General features: G+C 74.5%; 23 protein-coding genes. 9 read left to right on the plus strand and 14 right to left on the minus strand.

Annotation, left to right across the window (positions count from 1 at the left end; all coding sequences use genetic code 11):
* Window positions 1-316: maltotransferase domain-containing protein (locus J4557_RS26855; RefSeq protein ID WP_307800231.1), on the minus strand; the 316-nt coding region annotated here is incomplete at its 3' end.
* A gap of 225 nt (window positions 317-541) precedes the next feature.
* On the opposite strand from J4557_RS26855, the gene J4557_RS26860 reads away from it, so the two are divergent.
* Window positions 542-1,414 (plus strand): hypothetical protein, encoded by an 873-nt coding sequence (locus J4557_RS26860; RefSeq protein ID WP_208269523.1) that lies wholly within the window; start codon window positions 542-544, stop codon window positions 1,412-1,414.
* A gap of 40 nt (window positions 1,415-1,454) precedes the next feature.
* On the opposite strand, the gene J4557_RS26865 is transcribed toward J4557_RS26860, so the two are convergent.
* Complete coding sequence (locus J4557_RS26865; protein WP_208269524.1) at window positions 1,455-1,796, minus strand: STAS domain-containing protein; 342 nt, start codon at window positions 1,794-1,796, stop codon at window positions 1,455-1,457.
* A 467-nt stretch (window positions 1,797-2,263) separates the two neighbouring features.
* On the opposite strand from J4557_RS26865, the gene J4557_RS26870 reads away from it, so the two are divergent.
* The 4 genes from J4557_RS26870 (at window position 2,264) to J4557_RS26885 (ending at window position 5,674) form a co-directional block, all read left to right on the plus strand.
* Complete coding sequence (locus J4557_RS26870) at window positions 2,264-2,545, plus strand: sulfurtransferase TusA family protein (RefSeq protein WP_208269525.1); 282 nt, start codon at window positions 2,264-2,266, stop codon at window positions 2,543-2,545.
* Between the two features lie 140 nt (window positions 2,546-2,685).
* Window positions 2,686-4,176 carry a flavin-containing monooxygenase gene (locus J4557_RS26875; RefSeq protein ID WP_208269526.1) on the plus strand — a complete coding sequence of 497 codons (1,491 nt, stop codon included), beginning with the start codon at window positions 2,686-2,688 and terminating at the stop codon, window positions 4,174-4,176.
* Between the two features lies 1 nt (window position 4,177).
* The gene (locus J4557_RS26880) at window positions 4,178-5,263 is read left to right on the plus strand and encodes a hypothetical protein (protein WP_208269527.1); all 1,086 of its coding nucleotides are present in this window, start codon (window positions 4,178-4,180) and stop codon (window positions 5,261-5,263) included.
* Between the two features lie 87 nt (window positions 5,264-5,350).
* Window positions 5,351-5,674 (plus strand): hypothetical protein, encoded by a 324-nt coding sequence (locus J4557_RS26885; protein WP_208269528.1) that lies wholly within the window; start codon window positions 5,351-5,353, stop codon window positions 5,672-5,674.
* Between the two features lie 45 nt (window positions 5,675-5,719).
* On the opposite strand, the gene J4557_RS51115 is transcribed toward J4557_RS26885, so the two are convergent.
* Window positions 5,720-8,611 carry a helix-turn-helix transcriptional regulator gene (locus J4557_RS51115; protein ID WP_208269529.1) on the minus strand — a complete coding sequence of 964 codons (2,892 nt, stop codon included), beginning with the start codon at window positions 8,609-8,611 and terminating at the stop codon, window positions 5,720-5,722.
* Window positions 8,608-9,246, minus strand: coding sequence for an FMN-binding negative transcriptional regulator (locus tag J4557_RS26895; RefSeq protein WP_208269530.1), 639 nt, complete (start codon window positions 9,244-9,246; stop codon window positions 8,608-8,610). The genes J4557_RS51115 and J4557_RS26895 overlap by 4 nt, the downstream gene beginning before the upstream one ends.
* Before the next feature lie 51 nt (window positions 9,247-9,297).
* Here J4557_RS26895 and J4557_RS26900 point away from each other — a divergent pair, with 51 nt between their 5' ends.
* The 4 genes from J4557_RS26900 to J4557_RS26915 all read left to right on the plus strand — a co-directional run bounded on the left by J4557_RS26900 (window position 9,298) and on the right by J4557_RS26915 (window position 13,500).
* Complete coding sequence (locus J4557_RS26900) at window positions 9,298-10,254, plus strand: DNA polymerase domain-containing protein (protein ID WP_208269531.1); 957 nt, start codon at window positions 9,298-9,300, stop codon at window positions 10,252-10,254.
* Window positions 10,255-10,377: 123 nt separating this feature from the next.
* Entirely contained in the window at window positions 10,378-11,739 is a 1,362-nt protein-coding gene (locus tag J4557_RS26905) for a cytochrome ubiquinol oxidase subunit I (protein ID WP_208269687.1), read from the plus strand.
* Window positions 11,740-11,742: 3 nt separating this feature from the next.
* Window positions 11,743-12,753, plus strand: coding sequence for a cytochrome d ubiquinol oxidase subunit II (locus tag J4557_RS26910; RefSeq protein ID WP_208269532.1), 1,011 nt, complete (start codon window positions 11,743-11,745; stop codon window positions 12,751-12,753).
* A 72-nt stretch (window positions 12,754-12,825) separates the two neighbouring features.
* The gene (locus tag J4557_RS26915; protein ID WP_208269533.1) at window positions 12,826-13,500 is read left to right on the plus strand and encodes an esterase/lipase family protein; all 675 of its coding nucleotides are present in this window, start codon (window positions 12,826-12,828) and stop codon (window positions 13,498-13,500) included.
* 92 nt (window positions 13,501-13,592) lie between these two features.
* Here J4557_RS26915 and J4557_RS26920 read toward each other — a convergent pair whose 3' ends face one another.
* The 10 genes from J4557_RS26920 to J4557_RS26960 form a co-directional block, all read right to left on the minus strand.
* Complete coding sequence (locus J4557_RS26920; RefSeq protein ID WP_208269534.1) at window positions 13,593-14,447, minus strand: geranyl diphosphate 2-C-methyltransferase; 855 nt, start codon at window positions 14,445-14,447, stop codon at window positions 13,593-13,595.
* A gap of 60 nt (window positions 14,448-14,507) precedes the next feature.
* Window positions 14,508-15,851, minus strand: a complete 1,344-nt coding sequence (locus J4557_RS26925; protein ID WP_208269535.1) for a family 2 encapsulin nanocompartment cargo protein terpene cyclase — start codon at window positions 15,849-15,851, stop codon at window positions 14,508-14,510.
* Between the two features lie 185 nt (window positions 15,852-16,036).
* On the minus strand, window positions 16,037-16,927 hold the full coding sequence (locus J4557_RS26930) for a TauD/TfdA dioxygenase family protein (RefSeq protein WP_208269536.1): 891 nt from the start codon (window positions 16,925-16,927) through the stop codon (window positions 16,037-16,039).
* Window positions 16,928-16,941: 14 nt separating this feature from the next.
* Window positions 16,942-17,772: an ABC transporter permease gene (locus tag J4557_RS26935; protein WP_208269537.1), complete on the minus strand. Its 831-nt coding sequence runs from the start codon at window positions 17,770-17,772 to the stop codon at window positions 16,942-16,944.
* Complete coding sequence (locus J4557_RS26940; protein WP_208269538.1) at window positions 17,769-18,575, minus strand: ABC transporter ATP-binding protein; 807 nt, start codon at window positions 18,573-18,575, stop codon at window positions 17,769-17,771. Before J4557_RS26940 ends, J4557_RS26935 begins: the two co-directional genes overlap by 4 nt.
* On the minus strand, window positions 18,572-19,642 hold the full coding sequence (locus tag J4557_RS26945) for an ABC transporter substrate-binding protein (RefSeq protein WP_208269539.1): 1,071 nt from the start codon (window positions 19,640-19,642) through the stop codon (window positions 18,572-18,574). The genes J4557_RS26940 and J4557_RS26945 overlap by 4 nt, the downstream gene beginning before the upstream one ends.
* Window positions 19,643-19,751: 109 nt before the next feature.
* Entirely contained in the window at window positions 19,752-19,829 is a 78-nt protein-coding gene (locus tag J4557_RS52230; protein ID WP_372442534.1) for a putative leader peptide, read from the minus strand.
* Window positions 19,830-19,950: 121 nt separating this feature from the next.
* Window positions 19,951-20,235 (minus strand): DUF6295 family protein, encoded by a 285-nt coding sequence (locus tag J4557_RS26950; RefSeq protein WP_208269540.1) that lies wholly within the window; start codon window positions 20,233-20,235, stop codon window positions 19,951-19,953.
* A 14-nt stretch (window positions 20,236-20,249) separates the two neighbouring features.
* The gene (locus J4557_RS26955; RefSeq protein WP_208269541.1) at window positions 20,250-20,993 is read right to left on the minus strand and encodes a dienelactone hydrolase family protein; all 744 of its coding nucleotides are present in this window, start codon (window positions 20,991-20,993) and stop codon (window positions 20,250-20,252) included.
* Window positions 20,994-21,140: 147 nt separating this feature from the next.
* Window positions 21,141-21,971 (minus strand): undecaprenyl-diphosphate phosphatase, encoded by an 831-nt coding sequence (locus J4557_RS26960; protein ID WP_307800248.1) that lies wholly within the window; start codon window positions 21,969-21,971, stop codon window positions 21,141-21,143.
* Window positions 21,972-21,989: the final 18 nt, after the last annotated feature.

Here is a 21,989-nt window from a genome sequence, read left to right on the forward strand (position 1 = left end):
CGCCCCACGCCTCGACCCGGAAGGACCACAGGCCCATCCGGTCCGGCGTCACCCGCGCCGCCCACCGGTCCAGCCCGACACCGACCTCCGACATCCGCTCGCCCGGCTGCTCCATGCCGTCCGGGGAACGCAGCACCACCGCCGCGCCGAGCATCTCGTGCCCCTCGCGGAACACCGTCGCCGACACCTCGACCGTCTCGCCCACCACGGCCTTCGCCGGCCACCGGCCGCCCCCCACCACCGGGGCCACGTCCAGGATCGGGATCCGCCCGAGTCCGCCCGTCGGCTGCACCTGCATCGCGCCCCGCTCTCGCACCCGTCCGCGTCGGTCCTCGTGATGCATGCCCGGTCCGCGAGCGCGCGGCTTCCCGCGAACCACAAGATCACGCAAAGAGATCGCGCGGCGCAGCGCCCCGCCGCGGCACGCGAACGCGCCGGTCAAGGCGGAGTTCGGGCGGACTTAAGGCGGAGTTGATCTATGAACCGGCCGTCCGGCGGTGCGCGTAACCAAGGCGAGTCCCCACCGGAAGGAGCGGTTCGAATGATGCGGCGGAACGCGGTGCGCGCGGTGCTCGGCACGGCCTGGCTGCTGGCGGTGCTCGGCGCGGGCGCTTGCGGGGGAGGCGAGCAGCGGCAGGCGGGACGGGTGGCGGCGGAGTCGTCCGGCTGCGCCGCCCTCCAGCAGCGGATCACGGCGGGGCGGGCGGTCGACGTCGCCGCCGCCGAGCGGTGCGACCAGACCCAGTTCGCGCGGCTGGAGAACGAGAGGCAGGCGGCGCGCGCGAAGGGCGAGAAGCCCGCGATGCAGGTCAGCGCGGTCTGCCGGGCGGTCGACGCGCAGGCGGCCAAGGGCGACCCGGATCTGGACTTCGGGCTGGCCTTCCACTGCAGGCAGCGCGAGCGGTTCGCCGGCACGGTCAACGCGACGAGCGGGCTCGGGCCCGCGAACAAGGTCACGTCGCTGTGCCTGGGCGCGCGGGCGAAGAAGGCGCGAGGCGAGGCCGTCGACGCCTTCACCGAGTCCTTCTGCAGCAAGGAGGAGGAAGCAGCCGGCGGTTCGGGCGCGGCGCCGGAGCCGTCCTCCGGCACGGCGGCCGCGCCGACGGGAGCGCCCGCTCCGTCCGCACCGCCGTCGCGGAGTGCGGGGCCCGCGGCGTCCGGGGGCGGCGACGTCGTGTGCCCGGGGTCGACGGTGACGCTGTCCGGCGAGGCCGGCGCGCCCGCCGCGTCCAGCGACCGGCTGCCGGTCGGGACGAAGGTGAAGGTGACGAACCTCGACAACGGCAGGTCCACCACGGTCGCCGTCACGTCGGCGTCGGGCAGCTGCGTGCTGCTGAACGACGCGGCGTTCGAGCAGGTGCGCGAGGCGGGGAGATTCCTGATCCGGCACGCCCGGATCGAGCGCGTCGGCTGAGGACGCCCCACCCCCCCCGGCGGACCGGCCGCCGCCGGGATCAGGCGTGCGTGACGGGTTCGAGCGCCTCGCGGGCGGTCGTCACGTCCGGCGCGATGGCGACGCGGCGCGGCAGGCCCGCGACCTCGGCGACCCGGCGGACGATGCCGCGCGGCGGCAGCACCACCCACATCGGCACGCCGAGCTCGGTGGCGCGCATCTGCGAGCGCAGGATGATGTTCAGCGCGTTGGAGTCGCAGAACGTGCAGCCGGACAGGTCGAGGATGAGAGCGGGCGCCCCGGAGTCGAGCAGCCCGAGGGCCTGGGCGAGGATGGCCTCGCCGTTGCTCAGGTCGACCTCCGCGGGGAAGGACACCGTCCCGCAGGTCTCCGTGCTCTCCACTCGCGCCGCTCCGAGATCCATGGCTCGCCCCAAGGTCAGGTTCCTCACGTGGGTGACTTCTGGGGGTGCTTCACTGCGACTGTAAGCCCCAAAGCTGGACGAAGCCTGAAAGAGAGGGTCAAGAGTGGGGCGCCGGTCCCTCATATTGTCGATCATCGCGTTCGCTTCCGATTGCTCCGTGTTCGTCGCTTCGGATGCGCGCATGCGCGACCCCGGACGGTGACTCCGACGGGATCCGCGGGCGGCGGCCGGATTCGGCCCCCGCTGCTCCGAAGCCGCACCGGGGCGAGCTGTCGATCGCCCTTGCCGGCACTCCGGCGGGATCGTCCACCGCGGTGCGGCGTGATCCCGTTCTGTGTAACGGCCGCCCGCCACGGGTTGTTCCGCGGCAAGCGGAGCCCCCAAAGCCCTATATTTCCCCCATGGGGTGAATGCCCGCCGGAGAAGCGGGCGCTGGGGGAGGCCGGATGGGTTCGGAACCGGTGGTCATCGACGGCGGGGACCGCTCCTGCGTGCGGCTGCTGCTGGAACTGCGCGGGCACCTGGCGGGCCTGGAGCCCGGGACGGTCGTCCATCTCATCGCCGGCGACCCGGCGGCGCCGATCGACCTGCCCGCCTGGTGCCATCTGACGGGGCACGCCTACCTCGGCCCGGTCGCCGCCGACACCCCCACCTACGCGCTGCGCGTCGCTGAGCGCCCGCGTGCAACCGAGCCGGATTCGCCGTGGCGCCCCGCGGCGCGCGGCTGAGCGCGCCCGTTTTCCGCCGCCGTCCGCTTCGCGCCGCCTCGGGCCGCCCGCGTCCCGCGCCGGGGCGGTCCCGCCGTTTCATTCTGACGGTGCGTCCGTCACTATTGGCATAACGCCAATTAGCGAGGGATGTGACGGGCATGCCGGGACGGCCGTCGATCGCGATCGTGGGCAGCGGGTTCAGCGGGATCGGGCTCGCCGCCCGGCTGATCCGCGCCGGCTTCACCGACCTGACGGTGTTCGAGCGCGCCGGCGACGTCGGCGGCGTGTGGCGGGACAACACCTACCCGGGCGCCGCCTGCGACGCCCCGTCGCACCTGTACTCCTACTCCTTCGAGCCGAAGCCGGACTGGTCGCGGCGGTTCGCGCCGCAGCCGGAGATCCTCGCCTACCTGCGGCACTGCGCGCGCAAGTACGGCGTCCTGGAGCACGTCCGGTTCGACTGCGAGATCACCCGCGCCGGCTTCGATCCGGAGGCCGGGCAGTGGAACCTGCGGACGGCCGGGGGAGAGGTGCACCGGGCCGACCTGCTCGTCGCGGCGTGCGGGCAGCTGAGCGTCCCGGCGATGCCGGACATCCCGGGACTGGAGGACTTCACGGGCACCGTGTTCCACTCCGCGCGCTGGGACCACGGCCACGACCTCACCGGGCGGACCGTCGCGGTCGTCGGCAACGGCGCGAGCGCGGTGCAGTTCGTCCCCCGGATCGCGCCGCACGCGGCGAGACTGACCGTCTTCCAGCGCGAACCGCAGTGGGTCGGCTGGAAGTGGGACCGCCGCTACCCGCGGCTGCGCGCCGCGCTCAACCGGCGGATCCCGCTGCTGCCCCGGCTGTCGCGGCTCGCGGTGTTCGTCTGGTTCGAGGCGCTGCTGAACCCGATGCTGGTGTCGCCGCGCGCCCGCCGGCTGCTGTCGGCGCACATCCGCGCGCTCTGCCGCACCACGCTGTGGTCGGTGAAGGACCGGCGGCTGCGCGAGCGCCTCGTCCCCGGCTACGAGCTCGGCTGCAAGCGCGTCCTGGTCTCCAGCGACTACTACCGCGCCCTCGACCTTCCGCAGGTGGACGTGGTCACCAGCGCGGTCGTCGGCGCCACCCCGGACGGCCTCGTCACCGCCGACGGGCGCGAGCACCCCGCCGACACCGTCATCATGGGCACCGGCTTCCGCACCCGGGACTTCGTCGCCCCGATGCGCGTGACAGGTCTCACTGAGCGGGACCTGGACGAGGCGTGGCGGGACGGACCGCGAGCCTACCTGGGGATGGCCGTCGCGGGCTTCCCGAACTTCTTCCTGATGTACGGGCCCAACACCAATGTCGGCTCGGGGTCGGTGGTGCACATGCTCGAAAGCCAGATCTCCTACATCGTGCAGGCGGCCCGCGCTTTGCGCGACCCGGAGGTGCTCTACATGGACGTCCGGGAGGGCGTGCTCGCCGACTTCGACTCCGCGCTCCAGCGCCGCCTGGACGGGACGGTCTGGAACGCCGGCGGCTGCGACAGCTGGTACCTGCGCTCCGGCGCCGGCGCGGACGGCCGCCGCCGCAATGCCAGCAACTGGCCCGGCACGATGCTCGGCTACCGCCGCCGCACCCGCACCCTCGACCCGTCCGACTACCGCATCGTGACGCGCTGACATGGGCACCGCACACCGGGCCCCGGCGCGGGCCCGCGCCGGGGACGGCGCCGATCGCCGGCTCCTGCGCGCGCTCGAAGGGCTCTACGTCATCCCGCCCGGCCACCACCGCCCCGACACCGGGCGCGCCGAGGCCGCGCGCCTGCTCGCCTGCGACGACCGGACCCTGACCGCGCTCGCCCGGCACGGCCTGCCGTCCACCGGCGAGCGCGGCCGGGAGCGGTTCGACTCGCGCGACCTGTTCAACCTCGCCCTCTACTCCGGGACGGGCCGCACGCCGGTGGAGCGGGACGTCACGTCGCTGCTGCGCTGGACCCGCTCGTCGTGCGAGGACCTCATCGCGCCGCGCGTGTCCCGGTTCGAGCTCCGCGTCGCCTGCGGGGACCCCGACGGCTGCCGTCCCGACGCCCACAACGCCCTCGCCCGGCCCCGCACCGGCGCGTACGGCGGGGCGGTCCGCCACGTCCTCGCGCATCCGGGGCGCGGGGGCCGCCGCGTCGCCGCGGCGCCCGACGCGGCGGCGACCACCGCGCGGTCGTCCGGGCCCGCGATGGCGATCTCGGCGGTGCTGCGGACGGTCGGCGACTGCCCGGTGCTGCGCGCGCCCGCGCTGCGCGCGATCGTCCGCGAGTTCACCGGCGCGGAGCCGCGCTACCTGCGCCTGCCCGTCGAGCTGCGCGACGACCCGGACCTCGTCCCGCGCGGCTTCGCCGGCTGCGGTGCCGCCAGCCGCTACATCGAGCGGCTGTGCCGCGAGGAGGGCGTGCCCGCGACGACCCGGATCGGCTGGGTGGTCGGGCTGCCCGACGTCGTGCACGCCTGGGTGGAGGTCGTCGACGACGACGGCGTCACCAAGGTGATCGACCCGACGTTCACGCTGCTGTCGGAGGTGATCCCCTGGTCGAACCCGATGCTGCGCGACCCGTCGCTGGCGTTCCGGACGAACCGGCTCGTCCCGACCGGCCTGCACGTCGGGGGCGACGTCGCGTCCCACACCTGCGGCCGCGCGGCGGGCGCGGCCGGTGCGGCGGAGCGCCCGCACGCCCGCGTCACCACCAGGATCGTCCCGCTCCGCCCCACCGCCTGACCGTCCACCCCGGACCTCGTCCCGCGCGGCTTCGCCGGCTGCGGTGCCGCCAGCCGCTACATCGAGCGGCTGTGCCGCGAGGAGGGCGTGCCCGCGACGACCCGGATCGGCTGGGTGGTCGGGCTGCCCGACGTCGTGCACGCCTGGGTGGAGGTCGTCGACGACGACGGCGTCACCAAGGTGATCGACCCGACGTTCACGCTGCTGTCGGAGGTGATCCCCTGGTCGAACCCGATGCTGCGCGACCCGTCGCTGGCGTTCCGGACGAACCGGCTCGTCCCGACCGGCCTGCACGTCGGGGGCGACGTCGCGTCCCACACCTGCGGCCGCGCGGCGGGCGCGGCCGGTGCGGCGGAGCGCCCGCACGCCCGCGTCACCACCAGGATCGTCCCGCTCCGCCCCACCGCCTGACCGTCCACCGCGCCCGCCCCGGCGACCGCCCGCGCCGGTGACCGGCTAGTCGAAGAGGCGGAGCCGGTGGGCGGCCGCGGCGGCCTCGCCGCGGCCGGCGACGCCGAGCTTGCCGAGGATGTGGGACACGTGCACGCTGGCGGTCTTCACCGAGATGAACAGCGCCTCGGCGATCTCCCGGTTGCTGCGCCCGGCGGCGACGAGCCGCAGCACCTCCGTCTCGCGCGGGGTGAGCCCGAGCCCGGGCGACCACCGGTCGCCGCCGAGCGGGACCCCGGCGCGGCGCGCGAGGTCGGCGGCGCGCTCCCGCAGCGGACCGGCCCGCAGGGCGCCCGCCAGCTCCGCGGCCCGCCGCAGCGCCGCGCCCGCGCGGTCCCGGTCACCGGCCGCGAGCGCGGCCTCCCCGGCCCTGACCAGCGCGGACGCCGTCTCGTACGGCTGGTGCAGCGCGTCCCACGCCGCGGCCGCCGCGTCCCACGCCGCCTGGTCCAGGACGCCCTCGGCGCGCGCGGCCTCCGCCGTGAACGTCAGCCGGTGCGCCTCCTGCACCGGCCCGTAGACGCGCAGCCCCTCCACGCGGGCCCGCACCTTGGCCAGCGCGCCCGTGTCGCCCAGCTCCGCGCAGGCGGCGGCCGCGACCACCAGCCCCGGCAGCGCGTACCGGGACTCGTCGGGCAGGCCGACGTCGGTGAGGATCGGGTCGAGCGCGTCCAGGGCCTCGGCCGGACGGCCCCGCGCGAGCGCGATCAGCCCGCTCAGCCGGCACACCGGGAACAGGTTCTGCGCGCGGCGCGCCGCGCCGCGCGCGATCAGCCCGGGCGTCTCCGCCGCGTGCCGCTCGGCGGCGGCGAGGTCGCCCCGGGCCAGCTCCACCGCCCCCGCCAGGTTGTGCAGCCCCGCCCGGATGACGCCCGCCGACGTCCGCGGCAGCGTCCGCCCGATCACGCCGAGCGCCTCGTCCCACCGGCCGAGCGACACCAGCGGCTCCGCCGCGTTGATCGACAGGAACGCGCCCGCCGACCGGGCCAGCCCGTACTCCTCCGCCCGGCCGACGCCCTCGGCGGCGACCTCGGCGGCCTCCGCGTGCCGCCCGTACATCTCCAGCACGTCGGAGTGGTTGGTGAACGCGCGCAGCAGCGGATCGAACGCCCGGACCTGCGAGGCCCGCGCCGCGACCCGCCCGATCCGGGCGAGGAACGCCTCCGGGTCGTCCTGGTCGAACAGGTCGAGCCAGGCCAGGTTCAGCTCGACCGACAGCTCGGACTCGGTGTCCCCGACGGCCCGCGCGACCTCCAGCGCCTCGCGCGCCGCGTCCAGGGCCTCCCGGCGGGTGCCGTGCAGGCCGATGATCTTCGTGGCGAGCGTCGCGAGCACCCGCGCCCGCTCGGCCGACGGCGGGTCGGCCGGCACCAGCCGGGCCGCCTCGCGCAGGTCCGCCGGCGCCTTGTCGCTCCCCGCCCGCAGCCGCAGCATGCCGCGCAGCTCGTGCAGCCGCGCCGCCCGCATCGGATCCCCGGCCGCCTCCTCGTGCCGCAGCGCCTCGGTCGCCAGCCTGATCCCGACATCCGGCTCGCCCGCGAGGTCCGCCAGCGTGACGGCCTCCTCCATCACCTGGACGTGCGGGACGCCGATGCGCTCCGCCGCGTCCGGCACCCGGTCCCACAGCCCGAGCACCCGCGACGCCATCCGCAGCGCCTCCGCGTAGGCGAGCGCCCGCCGGGTCTCCCCGACGGCCCGCCACGCCGCGGTCAGCGCCCGGACGACGTCGTGCGCCGCGTGCCAGTGGTGGGCCAGCGTCACCGCCCGAGCCCGGTCCGGCATCAGCTCCGGGTGCTCCTCCAGCACCCGCGCGTACCGGACGTGCAGCCGCGTCCGCTCGCCCGGCAGCAGGTCGTCGTGCACCGCCTCGCGGATCAGCGCGTGCCGGAACGCGTAGCCGTCGCCGTCCACCACCAGCGTGTTGGCCGCCACGGCGGGCCGCAGCCCGCGGGTCAGCTCCCGGTCGTCCAGCCCGGCGACCGCCGCGAGCAGCTCGTGCTCGATCCGCGCGCCGCCGCCCGCCGCCACCCGCAGGATCTCCTGGGTTTCCTCCGGCAGCCGCTGGACGGCGCCGAGCAGCAGGTCGCGCAGCGACTCCGGCAGGTCCCGGCCCGCGCCCGAGCCGACCAGCGCCTCGACGAACAGCGGGTTGCCCTCACTGCGCTCGAACACGTCCGCGAGCGTGCCGGCCGGCGGGTCCGTGCCGAGGATGCCGCGCACCAGCTCGCCGACCTCGTTCCGGCCGAGCCGCCCGACCTCGACGCGCGCGACGTGGTCGACGCGCTCCAGCTCGATGAGGACCGGGCGCAGCGGATGCGCCCGGTGCAGCTCGTCGGTCCGGTACGTGACGACGATCAGCAGCGCGTCCCCGGCGCCCAGGTTGCGGACGAGGAACGTCAGCAGGTCGCGGGTCGAGGCGTCCGCCCAGTGCGCGTCCTCGACGACCAGCACCACCGGCCCGGACGCGGCGAGCCGCTCCAGCAGCGTCAGCACCAGCTCGAACAGCCGGGCCCGCGACTCCCCGGTGAACGCGCCCGCGTCGGCGTCGCCGAAGTCGGGCAGCAGCCGGGCCAGCCCGTCGCCCGCGCCCGCGGGCAGCAGGCCGCGCACCCCGTCCACGCCGACGTCGCGGACGAGCCCGCGCAGCGCCGCGGTGAACGGCGCGAACGGCAGCCCCTCGGTGCCGAGCTCCAGGCAGCCGCCGACCAGCACCCGCGCGCCCTCCGCGCGGGCGCGCGCACCGAACTCGCCGACCAGCCGGGTCTTGCCGACCCCGGCCTCACCACCGAGCAGCACCGCCGAGGGCGTCCCGGCGCGGGCGTCGCGGAAGGCCGCGTCGAGCGCGGCGGACTCGCGCTCGCGGCCGACGAGCACCGGGCTGACCGTGCGGGCGTTCACCGCTCCGGCGCGTCCGGCCGCGCGGCCCCGCGCATGGCCTCGGCCATGGCCGGGGCACCCTCGGCGAGGTACGCGGCGGCGACGCCGTCCCGGTCGGCCGCCGGCCGGTTCTGGCTCAGCTTCGCCTTCGCCTCGATCCGGGTGATGACGAGCTCCAGCCCGACGATCGCGCGCAGCTGCCCGGCGATGAACTCCGGCGGCGTGTCGTCCACCGACCAGGGGTCGCGACGGCCCGCCTCGTGCTTGTCGGTGAGCCGCCGCACCAGCGACTCCAGCCACGCCGGGTCGTCGTGGACGACCAGCCGCCCGTAGACGTGCGCGGTGAGGTAGTTCCACGTCGGCACGACCCGCCCGTGCTCGGCCTTGGACGGGTACCACGACGGCGTCACGTACGCGTCGGGACCGTGCAGAATGAACAGCGACTCGCCCTGCGCGGGCTCGCTCCACTGGTCGTTGTTGCGGGCGACGTGCGCGAGCAGCGCGCCGTGCTCGCCGGCGTCCGGGTCGTACAGGACGGGAAGGAACGTGGCGATGAGGCCGCGCGGCGTGCTCGTCACGAGGTCGGCCGCGCCGCAGCCGTCGAGCAGCGCCCGGACCTCGGCGTCACCGGCCGAGAAATGTGCGGAGATGTACACGCCCCGACGCTACCCGAACGGCCTGTCGGAGGCGCGTGCGAAGGTGGAGCCGTGAGTACGGAAGAGGAGCGCGACGGGGTCCGGCTGACCAACCTCGACCAGCCGCTGTTCGACGGGGCCGGGGCGACCAAGCGCGACCTGGTCGACTACCTCGACGCCGTCGCGGACCGGCTCGTCCCGCGGCTGGCGGGCCGTCCGCTGTCGGTCATCCGCGTGCTGCGCGGCCAGAAGCCGTTCATGCAGAAGAACCTCCCCAGGTACACGCCGCCGTGGGTGCGGCGGGTCACCGTGTGGGCCGAGACGTCGCAGCGGGAGGTGTCCTACGCGCTGTGCGACGACCGCCGCACGCTGCTGTGGTTCGCCAACCAGCGCGCGGTCGAGTACCACCCGCCGCTCGCCCTCGCCGCCGACCCCGGGCACCCCACCCACCTGGTGATGGACATCGACCCGCCGGACGGCGGCCCGTTCTCCGCCGCGGTCGGCGCCGCGCACCTGGTGCGGCGCGCGCTCGCCGGCTGCGGGCTCGACGGCGCGGTGAAGACCAGCGGGTCCAAGGGCCTGCACGTGTTCGTCCCGCTCGACGGCCGCACGGCCGCCGACGACGCCGCGGCGGCGACCCGCGCGCTCGCCGCCCGCGCCGAACGCCTCGACCCGGGCCTCGCCACCACGGCGTTCATCCGCGAGGACCGCGCCGGCAAGGTGTTCCTCGACTCGACCAGGGCGGGCGGCGCGACCGTCGCCGCCGCCTACAGCCCCCGGATCAGGCCCGGCACCCCGGTGTCCTTCCCCGTCCCGTGGGACGCGCTCGACGCCGCCGACCCGCGCGCCTTCACCGTCCGCACGGCGGCCGGACTGCTCGCCGGCCGCGACCCCTGGGCGGAGCTGATGCCCGCCGCGCGCCCGCTGCCCGCCGACCTCGTCGAGGAGGGCCACACCATCCCCATCGCCCGCGTCCAGGCGATGCACGAGGGCAAGCGCCGCGCCCGCGCCCGGCGCGACCAGGGCTGACACCCGGAATGGTCAACCCCCGCCCATGATCGTTCCGGGCGCCGCGTCGCCGCGCGGCGCCCGGGTACGACCCCGCCGGACACCGCGCGAACGGCATCCGAGGGGGAGCGGCACGTGACCGTGATGGGGCAGCTGGCGGCCGGTGCGACGCCGGGCGACCTCGTCGCCGCGCGGACCCAGATGGCCGTCTCGCTCGGCTGGCACATCGTCCTCGCCTGCCTCGGCGTCGGCATGCCCGCCATCACCCTGATCGCCGAATGGCGCGGCCACCGCACCGGCGACCCGAACTACCGGCTGCTCGCCCGCCGGTGGGGCCGCGCGATGGGCGTGCTGTTCGCCGTCGGCGCCGTGTCCGGGACGATCCTGTCGTTCGAGATGGGCCTGCTGTGGCCCGGCATGATGGGCGTCTACGGGCAGGTCATCGGGCTGCCGTTCTCGATGGAGGGCGTCGCGTTCTTCATCGAGGCGATCTTCCTCGGCGTGTACCTGTACGCGTGGGACCGGCTGAGCCCGGTGAAGCACCTGCTGTCCGGCGTGCCGATCGTCGTCGCCGGCGTGCTCAGCGCGTTCTTCGTGGTGACCGCGAACGCGTGGATGCAGGCGCCCGTCGGCTTCCGCACGCAGAACGGCCGCGTGGTGGAGGTGCGTCCCTGGCGGGCGATGTTCAACCCGTCGACCCCCTCGCAGACCGTCCACATGATCCTCGCCGCGTTCATGGTCGCCGGGTTCGGCATGGCGTCGGTGTACGCGGTGGCGATGCTGCGCGGGCGCCGCGACCGCTACCACCGGCTCGGCCTGCTGCTGCCGTTCACCGTCGCCGCCGCCGTCGCGCTGCCGCAGATCGTCGTGGGCGACTGGGCGGCGCGGTTCGTCGCCGACCACCAGCCGATCAAGCTGGCCGCGATGGAGGGCGTGTACGACACCGCGCGCGGCGTCCCGCTGCACATCGCGGGCGTCGCGGTCGACGGCAGGCTGCGCTACGCGATCGGGATCCCGCGCGGGCTGTCGCTGCTGGCGCACGCCGACCCGGACGCCGAGATCGCCGGCCTGAACACGGTGCCGCCCTCGGCGCGCCCGCCCGTGAACATGGTCCACTGGGGCTTCCAGGCGATGGTCGGCCTCGGGCTCGCGATGCTGCTGCTGGCGCTCTGGCTCGGCGTGTACTGGTGGCGCCGCCGCGACATGCCCCGCACCCGCTGGTTCCTGCTGGCCACCTCGGTGTCGGGCGTCGCCGCCGTCGCCGCCCTCGAAGCCGGCTGGACGGTCACGGAGGTCGGGCGGCAGCCGTGGATCGTGTACGGGGTCCTGCGCACGGCCGACGCCGTCAACCCGGCGCCCGGCCTGGTCTGGGGCGCCGTGCTGGTCGGCGCCGTGTACGCCGTGCTCACCGCCGCGTCGGTGTACGTGCTGCGGCGCCTGGCCCGCGACGAGCCCGTGCCGATCGCGCCGCAGGAGCAGGACGTCACCGGATTCACGGTGGTCTGATCCGTGGCGGCCGAGATCCTCCTCGCCGTGCTGTGGATCGGCCTCAGCGCCTACGTGCTGTTCGCCGGCGCCGACTTCGGCGGCGGCGTCTGGGACCTGATCGCCGGCGGCAGCGAGCGCGGCCGGCCGCAGCGGTCCCTGATCGAGCACTCCATCGGCCCGGTGTGGGAGACCAACCACGTGTGGCTGATCTTCGTCCTGGTCGTCACCTGGACGGGCCTGCCGGCGGTGTTCGCGGCGCTCGCCTCCACCCTCTACATCCCGCTGACGCTCGCCGCGCTCGGCATCATCGCGCGCGGCGCCGCGTTCGCGTTCCGCAAGGCCAGCACGGCGCTGTGGCAGCAGCGGCTGTTCGGCGCCACGTTCGCGTTCTCCTCGCTCGTCACCCCGTTCTTCCTCGGCACGGTCGCCGGCGCGATCGCCTCCTTCCGCGTCCCTCCCGGGCTGGCCGAGGGCGACCTCGTGACCAGCTGGGTCAACCCGACCTCGCTGATCACCGGCGGCCTCGCGGTCGGCGTCGCCGCCTACCTCGCCGCCGTCTACCTCACCCGGGACGCCGAGCGCGGCGGGCACCCCGGGCTGGCCGAGCGGTTCCGGCGGCGGGCGCTGGCCGCCGGCGCGGTGGTCGGCGCGCTGTCGGGCGGCGGCCTCGCCGTCCTGCACGCCGACGCGCCGCGGCTGTTCACCGAGCTGACCTCCGGGCGGGGGCTGCCGCTGCTCGCGGTGTCGATCGCGGCCGGGCTCGCGTCGATGGTCCTGCTGTGGCGGCGCGCGTACGTCGCCGTCCGCGCCACCGCCGCCCTCGCCGTCCTCGGCCTGCTGTGGGGATGGGGCGTCGGCCAGTACCCGCACCTGCTGCCCGGCGTCGACCTCGACGACGCCGCGGCCACCGGCTCCGTCATCGTCGCGAGCCTCGCCTCCCTCGGCGTCGGGGCGCTGCTTCTCCTGCCGTCGCTCTGGTGGCTCTACTCGACGTTCCAGCGCGAGCACGCGCCGGACGCGCGAGACCGGTGATTTCGCCGATGCGGGGACCGGCGACGGCACCGACACTCGGTGACGAAACCCCCACCCCCCGAGGAGGAGCAGATGCGCCGGATTCTCGGCACTCTCCTGGCCGCGGCGGTCACCGTGCTCGGTGCCGTCGTCGGCGTGAGCGCGCCCGCGCAGGCGGCCGGGCACACGCCCGTGGTCTTCGTCCACGGCTACACCGGAAACGCGTCCAACTGGGTCACCGCGGAGGCGGTGTTCGCCGCGGCCGGCTACAGCAGCAACGAGATGTTCGCGTTCAACTACAACTCCTACGGCGACAACAAGACCAACGCCGCCAGCCTGGCCTCCTACGTGAACCAGGTGCGGGCGCAGACCGGCGCGTCCAGGGTCGACATCGTGAACCACTCGATGGGCGGGCTCGTCAGCTGGTGGTACATCAAGGAGCTCGGCGGCCAGCAGTACGTCAGCCACCTGGCCTCCCTCGCGGGCGCCAACCACGGCACCACCGCCGCCTACGCCTGCCTGATCTACACGACCTGCCAGCAGATGTCGCCCGGCTCGTCGTTCATCCAGACGCTGGCCTCCGGTGACGAGACGCCCGGCGACACCAAGTACGCCACCTGGTACTCGCCGTGCGACGGCGTCATCAACCCCTACACCAGCACCATGCTCAGCGGCGCCACCAACAACTACGTGCCGTGCGAGAACCACCTCACCTACCTCACCGACACGACGGTGCTGAACTCCGTCCGCACCTTCCTGGCGAGCTGACGCCCGCCGGACCGTCCCGGACCAGGACCCCGCGGCCCGCCGGTGCCTCCCACCGGCGGGCCGCGGCACGCCCGCGCCCGGACCCGGCCCGCCTAGACCCGGTCGGCGGCGATCAGCAGGTACTGGAAGCTGCCGCCCTTGTAGGCGTCCAGGAACGCCTGCTCGACGCCGGTCGCCAGCGTCGACTTCGCGCGCAGCTCCCAGTACGGGATCGTTGCCGAGGTGAGGTCGACGACGCTCACCGGGACGAGCCGGTTCGCCGCCATCTCCCGGAAGTAGGTGCTGCGCGGGTGGATGTCGCAGATGTAGTGCGCGTTGATCTCGCTGACGGCCCGCGACGGCAGCCCGTAGGCGTCGTTGTAGCAGCCGGTGATGGTCACGTACCGGCCGCCGCGCCTCAGCAGCCGGGCGTGCTCGGCGAACAGCAGGCCCAGCTCCACGTACATGGTGCTCTCGTTGTTCCAGATCGCCTGGAACGCCCCGGTCTCGAAGCCGGTGTCGAGCATGTTCTTGAAGTGGAACCGGACCTTGCCGGCGACCCCGCGCCGCTCGGCCTGGTCGTTGGCGAACGCGACCTGCGACTCCGAGATCGACACCCCGTCGACCCGGCAGACGAACCGCTCGTGCGCCACGAGGCTCGACCCGCCGCGCCCGGACCCGGCGTCCATCAGCCGGTCGGCCGGCTTGACCGGGCCGAGGTGGCTCATGAGCAGGTCGGCCTGGGCGCTCTCCAGCCGGTGCAGCTCGGCGATGGTCCGCTGCTCGCGGGTCTCGGCCGGGCCGTCGAGGACCGTCCAGTCGACGGGGCCGATGCCGTAGTGGTGGTGGTAGATGCCGTCCACCTCGCCGAGCCGGAGGTTGACCGGGTTGCGCTCGGCGTTCCAGTACTCGGCGACGGAGTGCTGGTAAAGGCTGCCGAGGACCGGGGAGTCCTGGGTTGCGGTCATGTCCGGTGATCCTTTCGTGGGGTTCGGGTCATCGGGGCGGGGTGTTCGGGGGCGGGGTCGTCACTTGTAGCGGTCGGACGCGCCGTGCCACTCCAGGCAGCCGGCCATCCAGCTCTGCACGCCGAGCAGGAACCGCCGCAGCTCGGCGGACGGGACCGAGGCCAGCTCCCGCTGGCTGTCCTCGAACCCGCGGACGAAGTCGTTGTGCATCGCCACGGCCGTCCGGACCGCCTCCTCGACGGAGCAGCCCTCCTCCTCGGCGATCAGCAGCACCACGTTGCAGTCGGGCAGGTCGTCGGCGGCCTCCCGCTCCACCGAGTGCAGGTCGTTGACGATGACCGAGGCGGTGCCCGCCTGCATCACCGCGCGGTGCACGCGCGGCTCGTAGAACAGGTTCGCGTCCAGCTGGTAACCGCCGACGATGTCGATCAGCGTCATGGACGTGTAGAAGCTGTCGTGCTGCCGGGCGGCGAGGTACCGCCACACCGGGGGCAGCAGGCCGAGATGCCGCCACGCCGCGTACGCCGTCCAGCTCACGTACATTTGGAACGTGGTGTTGAGGACCCGCATGAGCTGCGACGGCCCGGCGTGGCGCTTCAGGTGCCCGGTGGCCGAGCGCAGCGCGACGAGGACGGGGTCGGACCGGACGGCCTCCTCGACCTGGGCGGTGTACCTGCCCGCGTCCGGCGGCGGGTCCATCGCCGACATCACCAGCGCCAGCCGCGGCGGCAGCTCGGTCGGGACGGCGCCGAGGTCGCTCTCGTCGGCGTAGTAGTCGTCGCACGCCCACCACGCGGCGTTCATCTTGGCGGCGAGCAGCAGCGGGTCGACGTCGTCGGTCTCGGGATGGGCGAGCACGGCGAGCCGCCCGAACCCGGTGTCGCGGAACCTGCCGAGCTGGTCGGCGTAGATCCCGACCTCGCCGGCCCACTCGACGAGCCGGTCGTTGACGACGAGCGCGAGGTCGTCGTCGATCCGGGCCGTCAGCGGGCAGTACAGCGGCGGGAACGAGCCGTCGCCCCACGCGCGTTCGGCGTAGCCCGGCGAGAAGTGGCCGCCCTTGCGCGTCGGGCTCGGCAGGAGCGTCGGCAGGACCGGGAGGGCGGTCTCCGGCGCGGCGGGGGCGGGCGCGTCCGGCTCCGGCGCGCCAGGGTCCTGCGCGGCCGGCGCCGGGGCGCCGTCCATGGGCGCGTCCAGAGGAGGCGCGTCCGTCGCCGGCGGGACGGTGCGGAGGGCGTCCAGGATGCGCGCCGCCGACGTGCCGAGGCCGCTCGGCCCGGACAGCAGCCGGCTCACCCGCTCGGCCGCCGCGCGGTCGACCCCGGCCCCGGCCTCCGCCCCGGCCTCCGGCGCCGGCCCGTCCGTCCCGCGGCCGGGCCGGCGGGCAACGCTGCAGTCGTCCATCGTCGTTCCCCTCGCTGGATCATGGCGTGGTCGGCCGGAACCAGTTACTCACAGCTTCAGGACGACTACAACCGGCAGTGACCTTCCCTTGGGGTAACACCATGTAGCCGGGCGAGTACAGGCCGCCTTGCGAAAAGGCCCGGCGGTCCCGTCCGGGACCGCCGGGCCTGACCGGCCGGGGAGCGCTACGCCGCGGCGGCCTCCGCGGCCGGGGTGTAGTGCCCGGCGTCGTCGCCTTCGAGGATGCGGCTGGACCCGCCGTCCACGCCCACGGGCACGTCCCCGGCGACGGTGACGCGGTGCAGGACGCGCGGCAGGTCGCCGTAGTCGTCGGGCGCGTAGTGCTGGGTGATGCGGTTGTCGAACAGCACGAGGTCGCCGGGGTTCCACGCCACCCGCACGATGTTCTCCGGACGGGTCACGTACCGCTGCAGCAGCCGCAGGACGTCGCGCGACTCGGTGCCGGACAGCCCCACGATCTCCTGCGCGAACCCGCCGATGAACAGGCCGCGCTCGCCCGTCTCCGGATGCACCCGCACCACCGGGTGGACGGTGCGGTAGCGGCGCGCGGTGAAGACCTTCCGGTACTCCAGCGCCTTCTCGGTGTTGCTGCGCGGCACCGCGTAGTCGTAGTCGTTGGTGTGCACGGCCCACAGCCGGTCGGCGAAGTCCCGCAGCTGCTCCGGCAGGTCCCGGTAGGCGGCGGCGGAGTTGGCGATGAGCGTGTTGCCGCCGTACGGCGGGACGACCAGGGCGCGCAGCGTGCTGAGCTTCGGCGGCGTCCGGACGAACGTGACGTCGGTGTGCCAGTTGTTGGAGCGGATGCCCTCCTCGCCGTTCACCGGGAGGATGTCGGGCTGCCCGTCCACGGACGGGACGGTCGGGTGCGCCCTGGTCAGCTCCCCGAACCGGGCGGCGAAGCGGAGCTGGCCCTCGTCGTCGAGGCCGGCGCCGCGGAACACCAGCACCTTGTGCGCGAGCAGCGCGTCGTTGACCTCGTCGAAGGGCAGGTCGTTCGGGTCGGCTCCGGTGTACTCGGCGCCGATGCGGCCGCCGATGCGGCGGAATTCGGTCATGGTGCGTGCCCTTTCTAGCGGCGGACGGTGGGGTCGGCGAGCCGCAGCAGCAGCCGCAGCAGGCCGTCGAAGGCGAAGCCGAGCACGGCGATCTCGGCGATCCCGCTGAAGATCAGCGGCGTCTGGAGGTAGTTGCCGGCCTGCAGGACGAGGTAGCCGACGCCGCCGGTGGCGGCGATCATCTCGGCGGCGATGACGGCGGTCCACGCGCCGCCCATCGCGATCCGCGTCCCGGTGATGACGCCGGGCACGGCGGCGCGCAGCCGCACGTGCAGCATGGTGTGCAGCTGCGAGGCGCCGAGGCTGCGGCTGGCGTTCAGCAGGTCGGGCGGGACGGCGTCGAGCGCGCCGAGCGTCGCGACCGTCACGATCGGCAGCACCCCGAAGAAGATCAGCGCGATCTTCGAGGTCTCGCCGATCCCGAACCAGACCACCAGCAGCGGGATGAAGGCGATCGGCGGCAGCGGGCGCATGATCGCGATGATCGGGTCGGCCAGCTCCCGGATCACCCGGACCCCGGCCATGGACGCGCCGAGCACCAGCCCGGCGGCCGTGCCGAGCAGGAACCCGGCGAGGATCCGCCCGGTGCTGATCAGCGCGTCGGCGAGCAGCGTCCTGCCCTGCACCTCCGGGTACGGCTTGCGGAGGTACTCGGCGAGCGTCCGGGCGGTCTCGGTGACGGTCGGCAGCGTGACGGAGTCGCCGATGGCCAGCGCGGCGACCTCCCAGACCGCCAGCGCGAGGGCGATCGCGCCGGCGCCCGTCCAGACCCGCCGCCACGACCGCGACGGTCCGTTCGCGGTGCCCGCCGCGGCGGCCGCCGGTGCCCCGGTCGTCGCCGTCATCGCTCCAGCACCTCCCGGATGCGCCGCTTGGCGTTCACGAACGCGAGCGTCTCGGTGTCCTCGTAGGCGCGGGGACGCGGCAACTCGATGTCGATGACGTCCTTGGTGCCGCCGGGCGGCGCCGACAGCACGCACACCCGGTCGCCGAGCAGCGCCGCCTCCTCGACGTCGTGGGTGACGAAGACGATCGTGGTGCGGTGCCGCTGCCACAGCTCCAGCAGGAAGCGCTGCATGGCGGCGCGGGTGATGGCGTCCAGCGCGCCGAACGGCTCGTCCATCAGCAGGACGCCCGGCCGGTTGACCAGCACCCGCGCGAACGCGGCCCGGTGCCGCATGCCGCCGGACAGCTCGTGCGGGTAGGCGTCGCGGGCGTCGGCGAGCCCGACGGTCTCCAGCAGCCGCTCGGCCTCCTCGCGGACCCGCGGGGTCAGCGCGCCGCGCGCCTTCGGCCCGTACAGGACGTTCTGCCAGGTCGTCAGCCAGGGGAACAGGTTCGGCGTCTGGAACAGCACGCCCCGGTCGTGGCCGGGCCCGGTGACCGGGCGGCCCCCGACCAGCACCTCGCCGGAGTCGGCGGCGGTGAACCCGGCGAGGATGTTCAGCAGCGTCGACTTCCCGCAGCCGGACGGCCCGAGCAGGCACAGGAACTCGCCGGGCCGCACGTCGAGGGTCACGCCGTCCAGCGCGGGACGGCCGGGGCGGCGCCGCCGGCTGAACGTCTTGCGGACGTCCCGCAACCGCACGCCGGTCGGTTCGTCGGCGGCGGGCCCGGCGGCCGCCGCCTCGGTCTCGGTCGTGCTCATTCGCACCCTCCCGCCTGCGCCTTGTCCCAGAAGGACGGATCGATGTGCCGCGCGATCCGCGCCGGGTCCGGGACGCTCTTCGCGCGGCCCTGCGTGACGAGGAACTCCGCGGTCAGCTTGAAGTTCTGCGCGAGCCGCCCGGTCGCGGCCGTCCCGTCGGGGCCCTTCAGCCAGGCGCCCTCCTCCGAGGCGGGGATGTACGGGTAGGTCCGGGTCGCGGCGATCGCGTCCGCCGGCGCGACCCCGACGAACCTGGCCGCGGGCGCGATGTACTCGTCGGCCCGCGGTCCCTTCACGAGCGCTTCGGCCCTGGACATCTGGCAGACGAGGGCCTGCACCACGTCGCGGTGCCGCCGCGCGTACGGGGTGGAGACCGCCAGCATGTTGACCGCCGCGTAGCCGAGCCGGGCGATGTCGGTGGACCGCACCAGTACGCGCGCCCCGTGCTTCTGCAGCTCCAGCAGGAACGACTGGCTGATGTAGACGGCGTCGATCTTGCCCGCCTTCCAGGCGGCGGCCTCGGCGGCCTCGCTGGCGAAGCTCGCGACCTGCACCCTGCCGGTCAGGCCCTGCGACCTCAGCCAGCCGCGCAGCTGGAAGTCCAGCGTGGAGCCGACGAGCACGCCGACCTTCCGCAGGTCGCCCGGCGCCTTGATCTTCGCGTCGACGGCCAGGCCGGAGGCGTCGATGCCCTCGACGTACACGGCCGTGACGTCGGTCCCGCTGGTGAAGGCGCCGGTGAACGGCGGGTTGCCGACGCCGGCCACGAAGGGGAAGGCGCCCGCGCGCAGCTGCGCCATGCCGGCGACGCCGCTGTCGATCGGGCGCAGCTCGATCTTCCCGGGCACCTTGGCCGACAGGTCCTCGCGGGCCGCGACGACCGCCTCGGGCCCGGCGACCGCGCCCTGGAAGTAGCCGATCTCGACGGTGCCGGTGGCGCCGCGTGCGGACGTCCCGCACCCGGCGGCGAGCGCGAGGCCGGTCGCGGCGGCGGCGATCCGGACGAGGGGTCTTCCGAGCAGAGGTTCTCCGGGTAGAGGTCTTCCGGGCAGGGGTTTTCTGAGCATGGGAAAGGCGTGTTCCTCGGGCGAGCGGCCGGCTCGTGCCCTGGGCGGGGCGCCGGACCTGGGGGGACGGGACGGGCGGGCTCCGCGGGACGGAGCCGCGGGCGGGTCGTCAGGCCGGACAGCCCGCGGCCGTGACGCGGAGCAGGTCCACGTGGCGGCGGCGGACGAGGCGGGGCCGGAGGCGCATGCCGGTATGAGAACACGCCGGGGCGACACTATGCAACTATTCCTACCGATTTACTCTGAAATACTCCGGCCGGGCCGCCTCCGAGCCGGGCGCGCGCCCGCCCGGGGGACCCGGGCCGGGCTCAGGCGGTGCGCGGCCCGGCGGCGGAGGCCATGCCGGGCGGGGCGGAGGCGAGGGCCTTCTGGATGGCCTCGACCAGCGCGAGCGCCGCCTCCTCGGTCAGCTCCACGGCGACCCGCGCGGACGGCCCCTCGGACGGGTTCGTGAAGTCGATGTTCAGCGTGTGCTCGTTCGTCGAGTGGAAGGGGTGGTCGACGTAGACCGCCCCGTCCGTCAGCGCGAACCAGCCGGACGCGCCCTTGGCGGCCCCGGCCAGCTCGACCTTGTGGGTCTGGTAGGTGCACATGCGGGTGTCCTCCCTCAGGACGCGAGGTGCCGGCCGAAGAAGTCGAAGATGCGCTTCCAGCCGTCGACGGCGGCCTCGGGCCGGTAGGAGGCCCGCTCGACGGCGAAGAACGCGTGCCCGGCGCCCGGGTAGCTGTGGAACTCGTGCTCCTTGCCGAGCCGCGTCAGCTCCGCGTCCAGCTCGGCGACCTCGTCCGGCGAGGGGAACCGGTCTTCCCCGCCGAACAGCCCGAGCAGGGGGCAGGACAGGTCGGCGGCCCGCGAGATCAGCGGGCCCGCCTTCAGCGGGGAGTCCGCCGGCGGCTCCTTCACCACGAACGCGCCGTAGCAGTCGACGGCCGCGTCGAGGTCCAGCGACACCGCCGCGAGGAACGACTGCCGCCCGCCCGAGCAGTACCCGATCACGCCGATCCTGCCGTTGGCGCCCTCCAGGCCGTTGAGGTGCGCGGCGGCGCCGGCGACGTCCCCGACGAGCTGCTCGTCGGGCACGCCGCCCTTGGCGCGGGCGGCGGCGGCCTGGTCGTCGGGGGCGACGCCCTTGCCCTCCCGCGAGTACAGGTTCGGGCAGACGGCCGCGTAGCCCCGCGCCGCGAAGGTGCGGGTGATCTGCTTGGTGCCCTCGTCGTAGCCGGGCAGGTGGTGGATCACGACCACGCCGCCGCGCGGCCGGTCGCCGAGCGGGCGGGCCAGGTACGCCTCGAGCCCGGCGCCCTCGTGGCCGCTGATCGCGACGGTCCCGGCCTGCATCTGGTCTGTCATGGGTGCGCAACGCTCCGTATGCGGATGGGGACACGGTCGGGCGCGCGGTCCGCGAGCCGGCCGTGCGGACCGTGCCAGTCTGCCCCATGGCCGCGCCTGACCGGCGGACGCCCCGCCGAGGCCCCGGCGTCCCCGCGGGAGGCCGGGTCAGCCGTTCAGCGTGCCGGCCCCGAGCAGCCCGAACAGCAGCAGGCCGATCACGATCCGGTACACCACGAACGCGGTGAACGTGTGCCGCGCGACGTACCGCAGCAGCCAGGCGATCGAGGCGTAGGCGACGACGAACGACACCGCGGTGCCGATCGCGAGCGGCAGCGCGCCCTCGCCGGACCCGAGGGCGCCGGGCAGCTCGTACAGGCCGGCGCCGGTCAGCGCGGGGATGCCCATGAAGAACGACAGGCGGGTGGCGGCGAGGCGGTCGAGGTTCAGCAGCAGGCCCGTCGAGATCGTCGCGCCGGACCGGGAGAAGCCGGGGAACAGCAGCGCGAGGATCTGCGAGGAGCCGACGAGCATCGCGTCCCAGAAGCCGGTGTCGTCCTCGCCGCGCTTGTTGCGGCCGTACCGGTCGGCGAGCCACATCACGATGCTGCCGCCGATCAGCGAGCCGGCCACCACCCACAGCGAGGCGAGCGGCCCCTCGATGAGCGGCTTGGCGGCGATCCCGACGATGACGACGGGGATGGTGGCGAAGATGACCCACCAGGCGAACTTGTAGTCGTGGTGGTACCGCTCCTCTTTGTTCGCCAGGCCCTTGAACCAGGCCCCGACGATCCGGGCGATGTCGGAGAAGAAGTAGACCAGGACGGCGGCGATGGCGCCGACCTGGATGACGGCGGTGAACCCGACGACGCCCTTGTCGTCCACCGGGACGTCCATGAGCCCTTCGGCGATCTTCAGGTGCCCGGTCGAGGACACCGGGAGGAACTCGGTGAGGCCCTCGACGACGCCGAGGACGATGGACTGGCCGACGTTGATCACGCTCAATGGACGGTTCCC

Source organism: Actinomadura nitritigenes (genome assembly GCF_017573545.1).
Classification (GTDB): domain Bacteria; phylum Actinomycetota; class Actinomycetes; order Streptosporangiales; family Streptosporangiaceae; genus Spirillospora; species Spirillospora nitritigenes.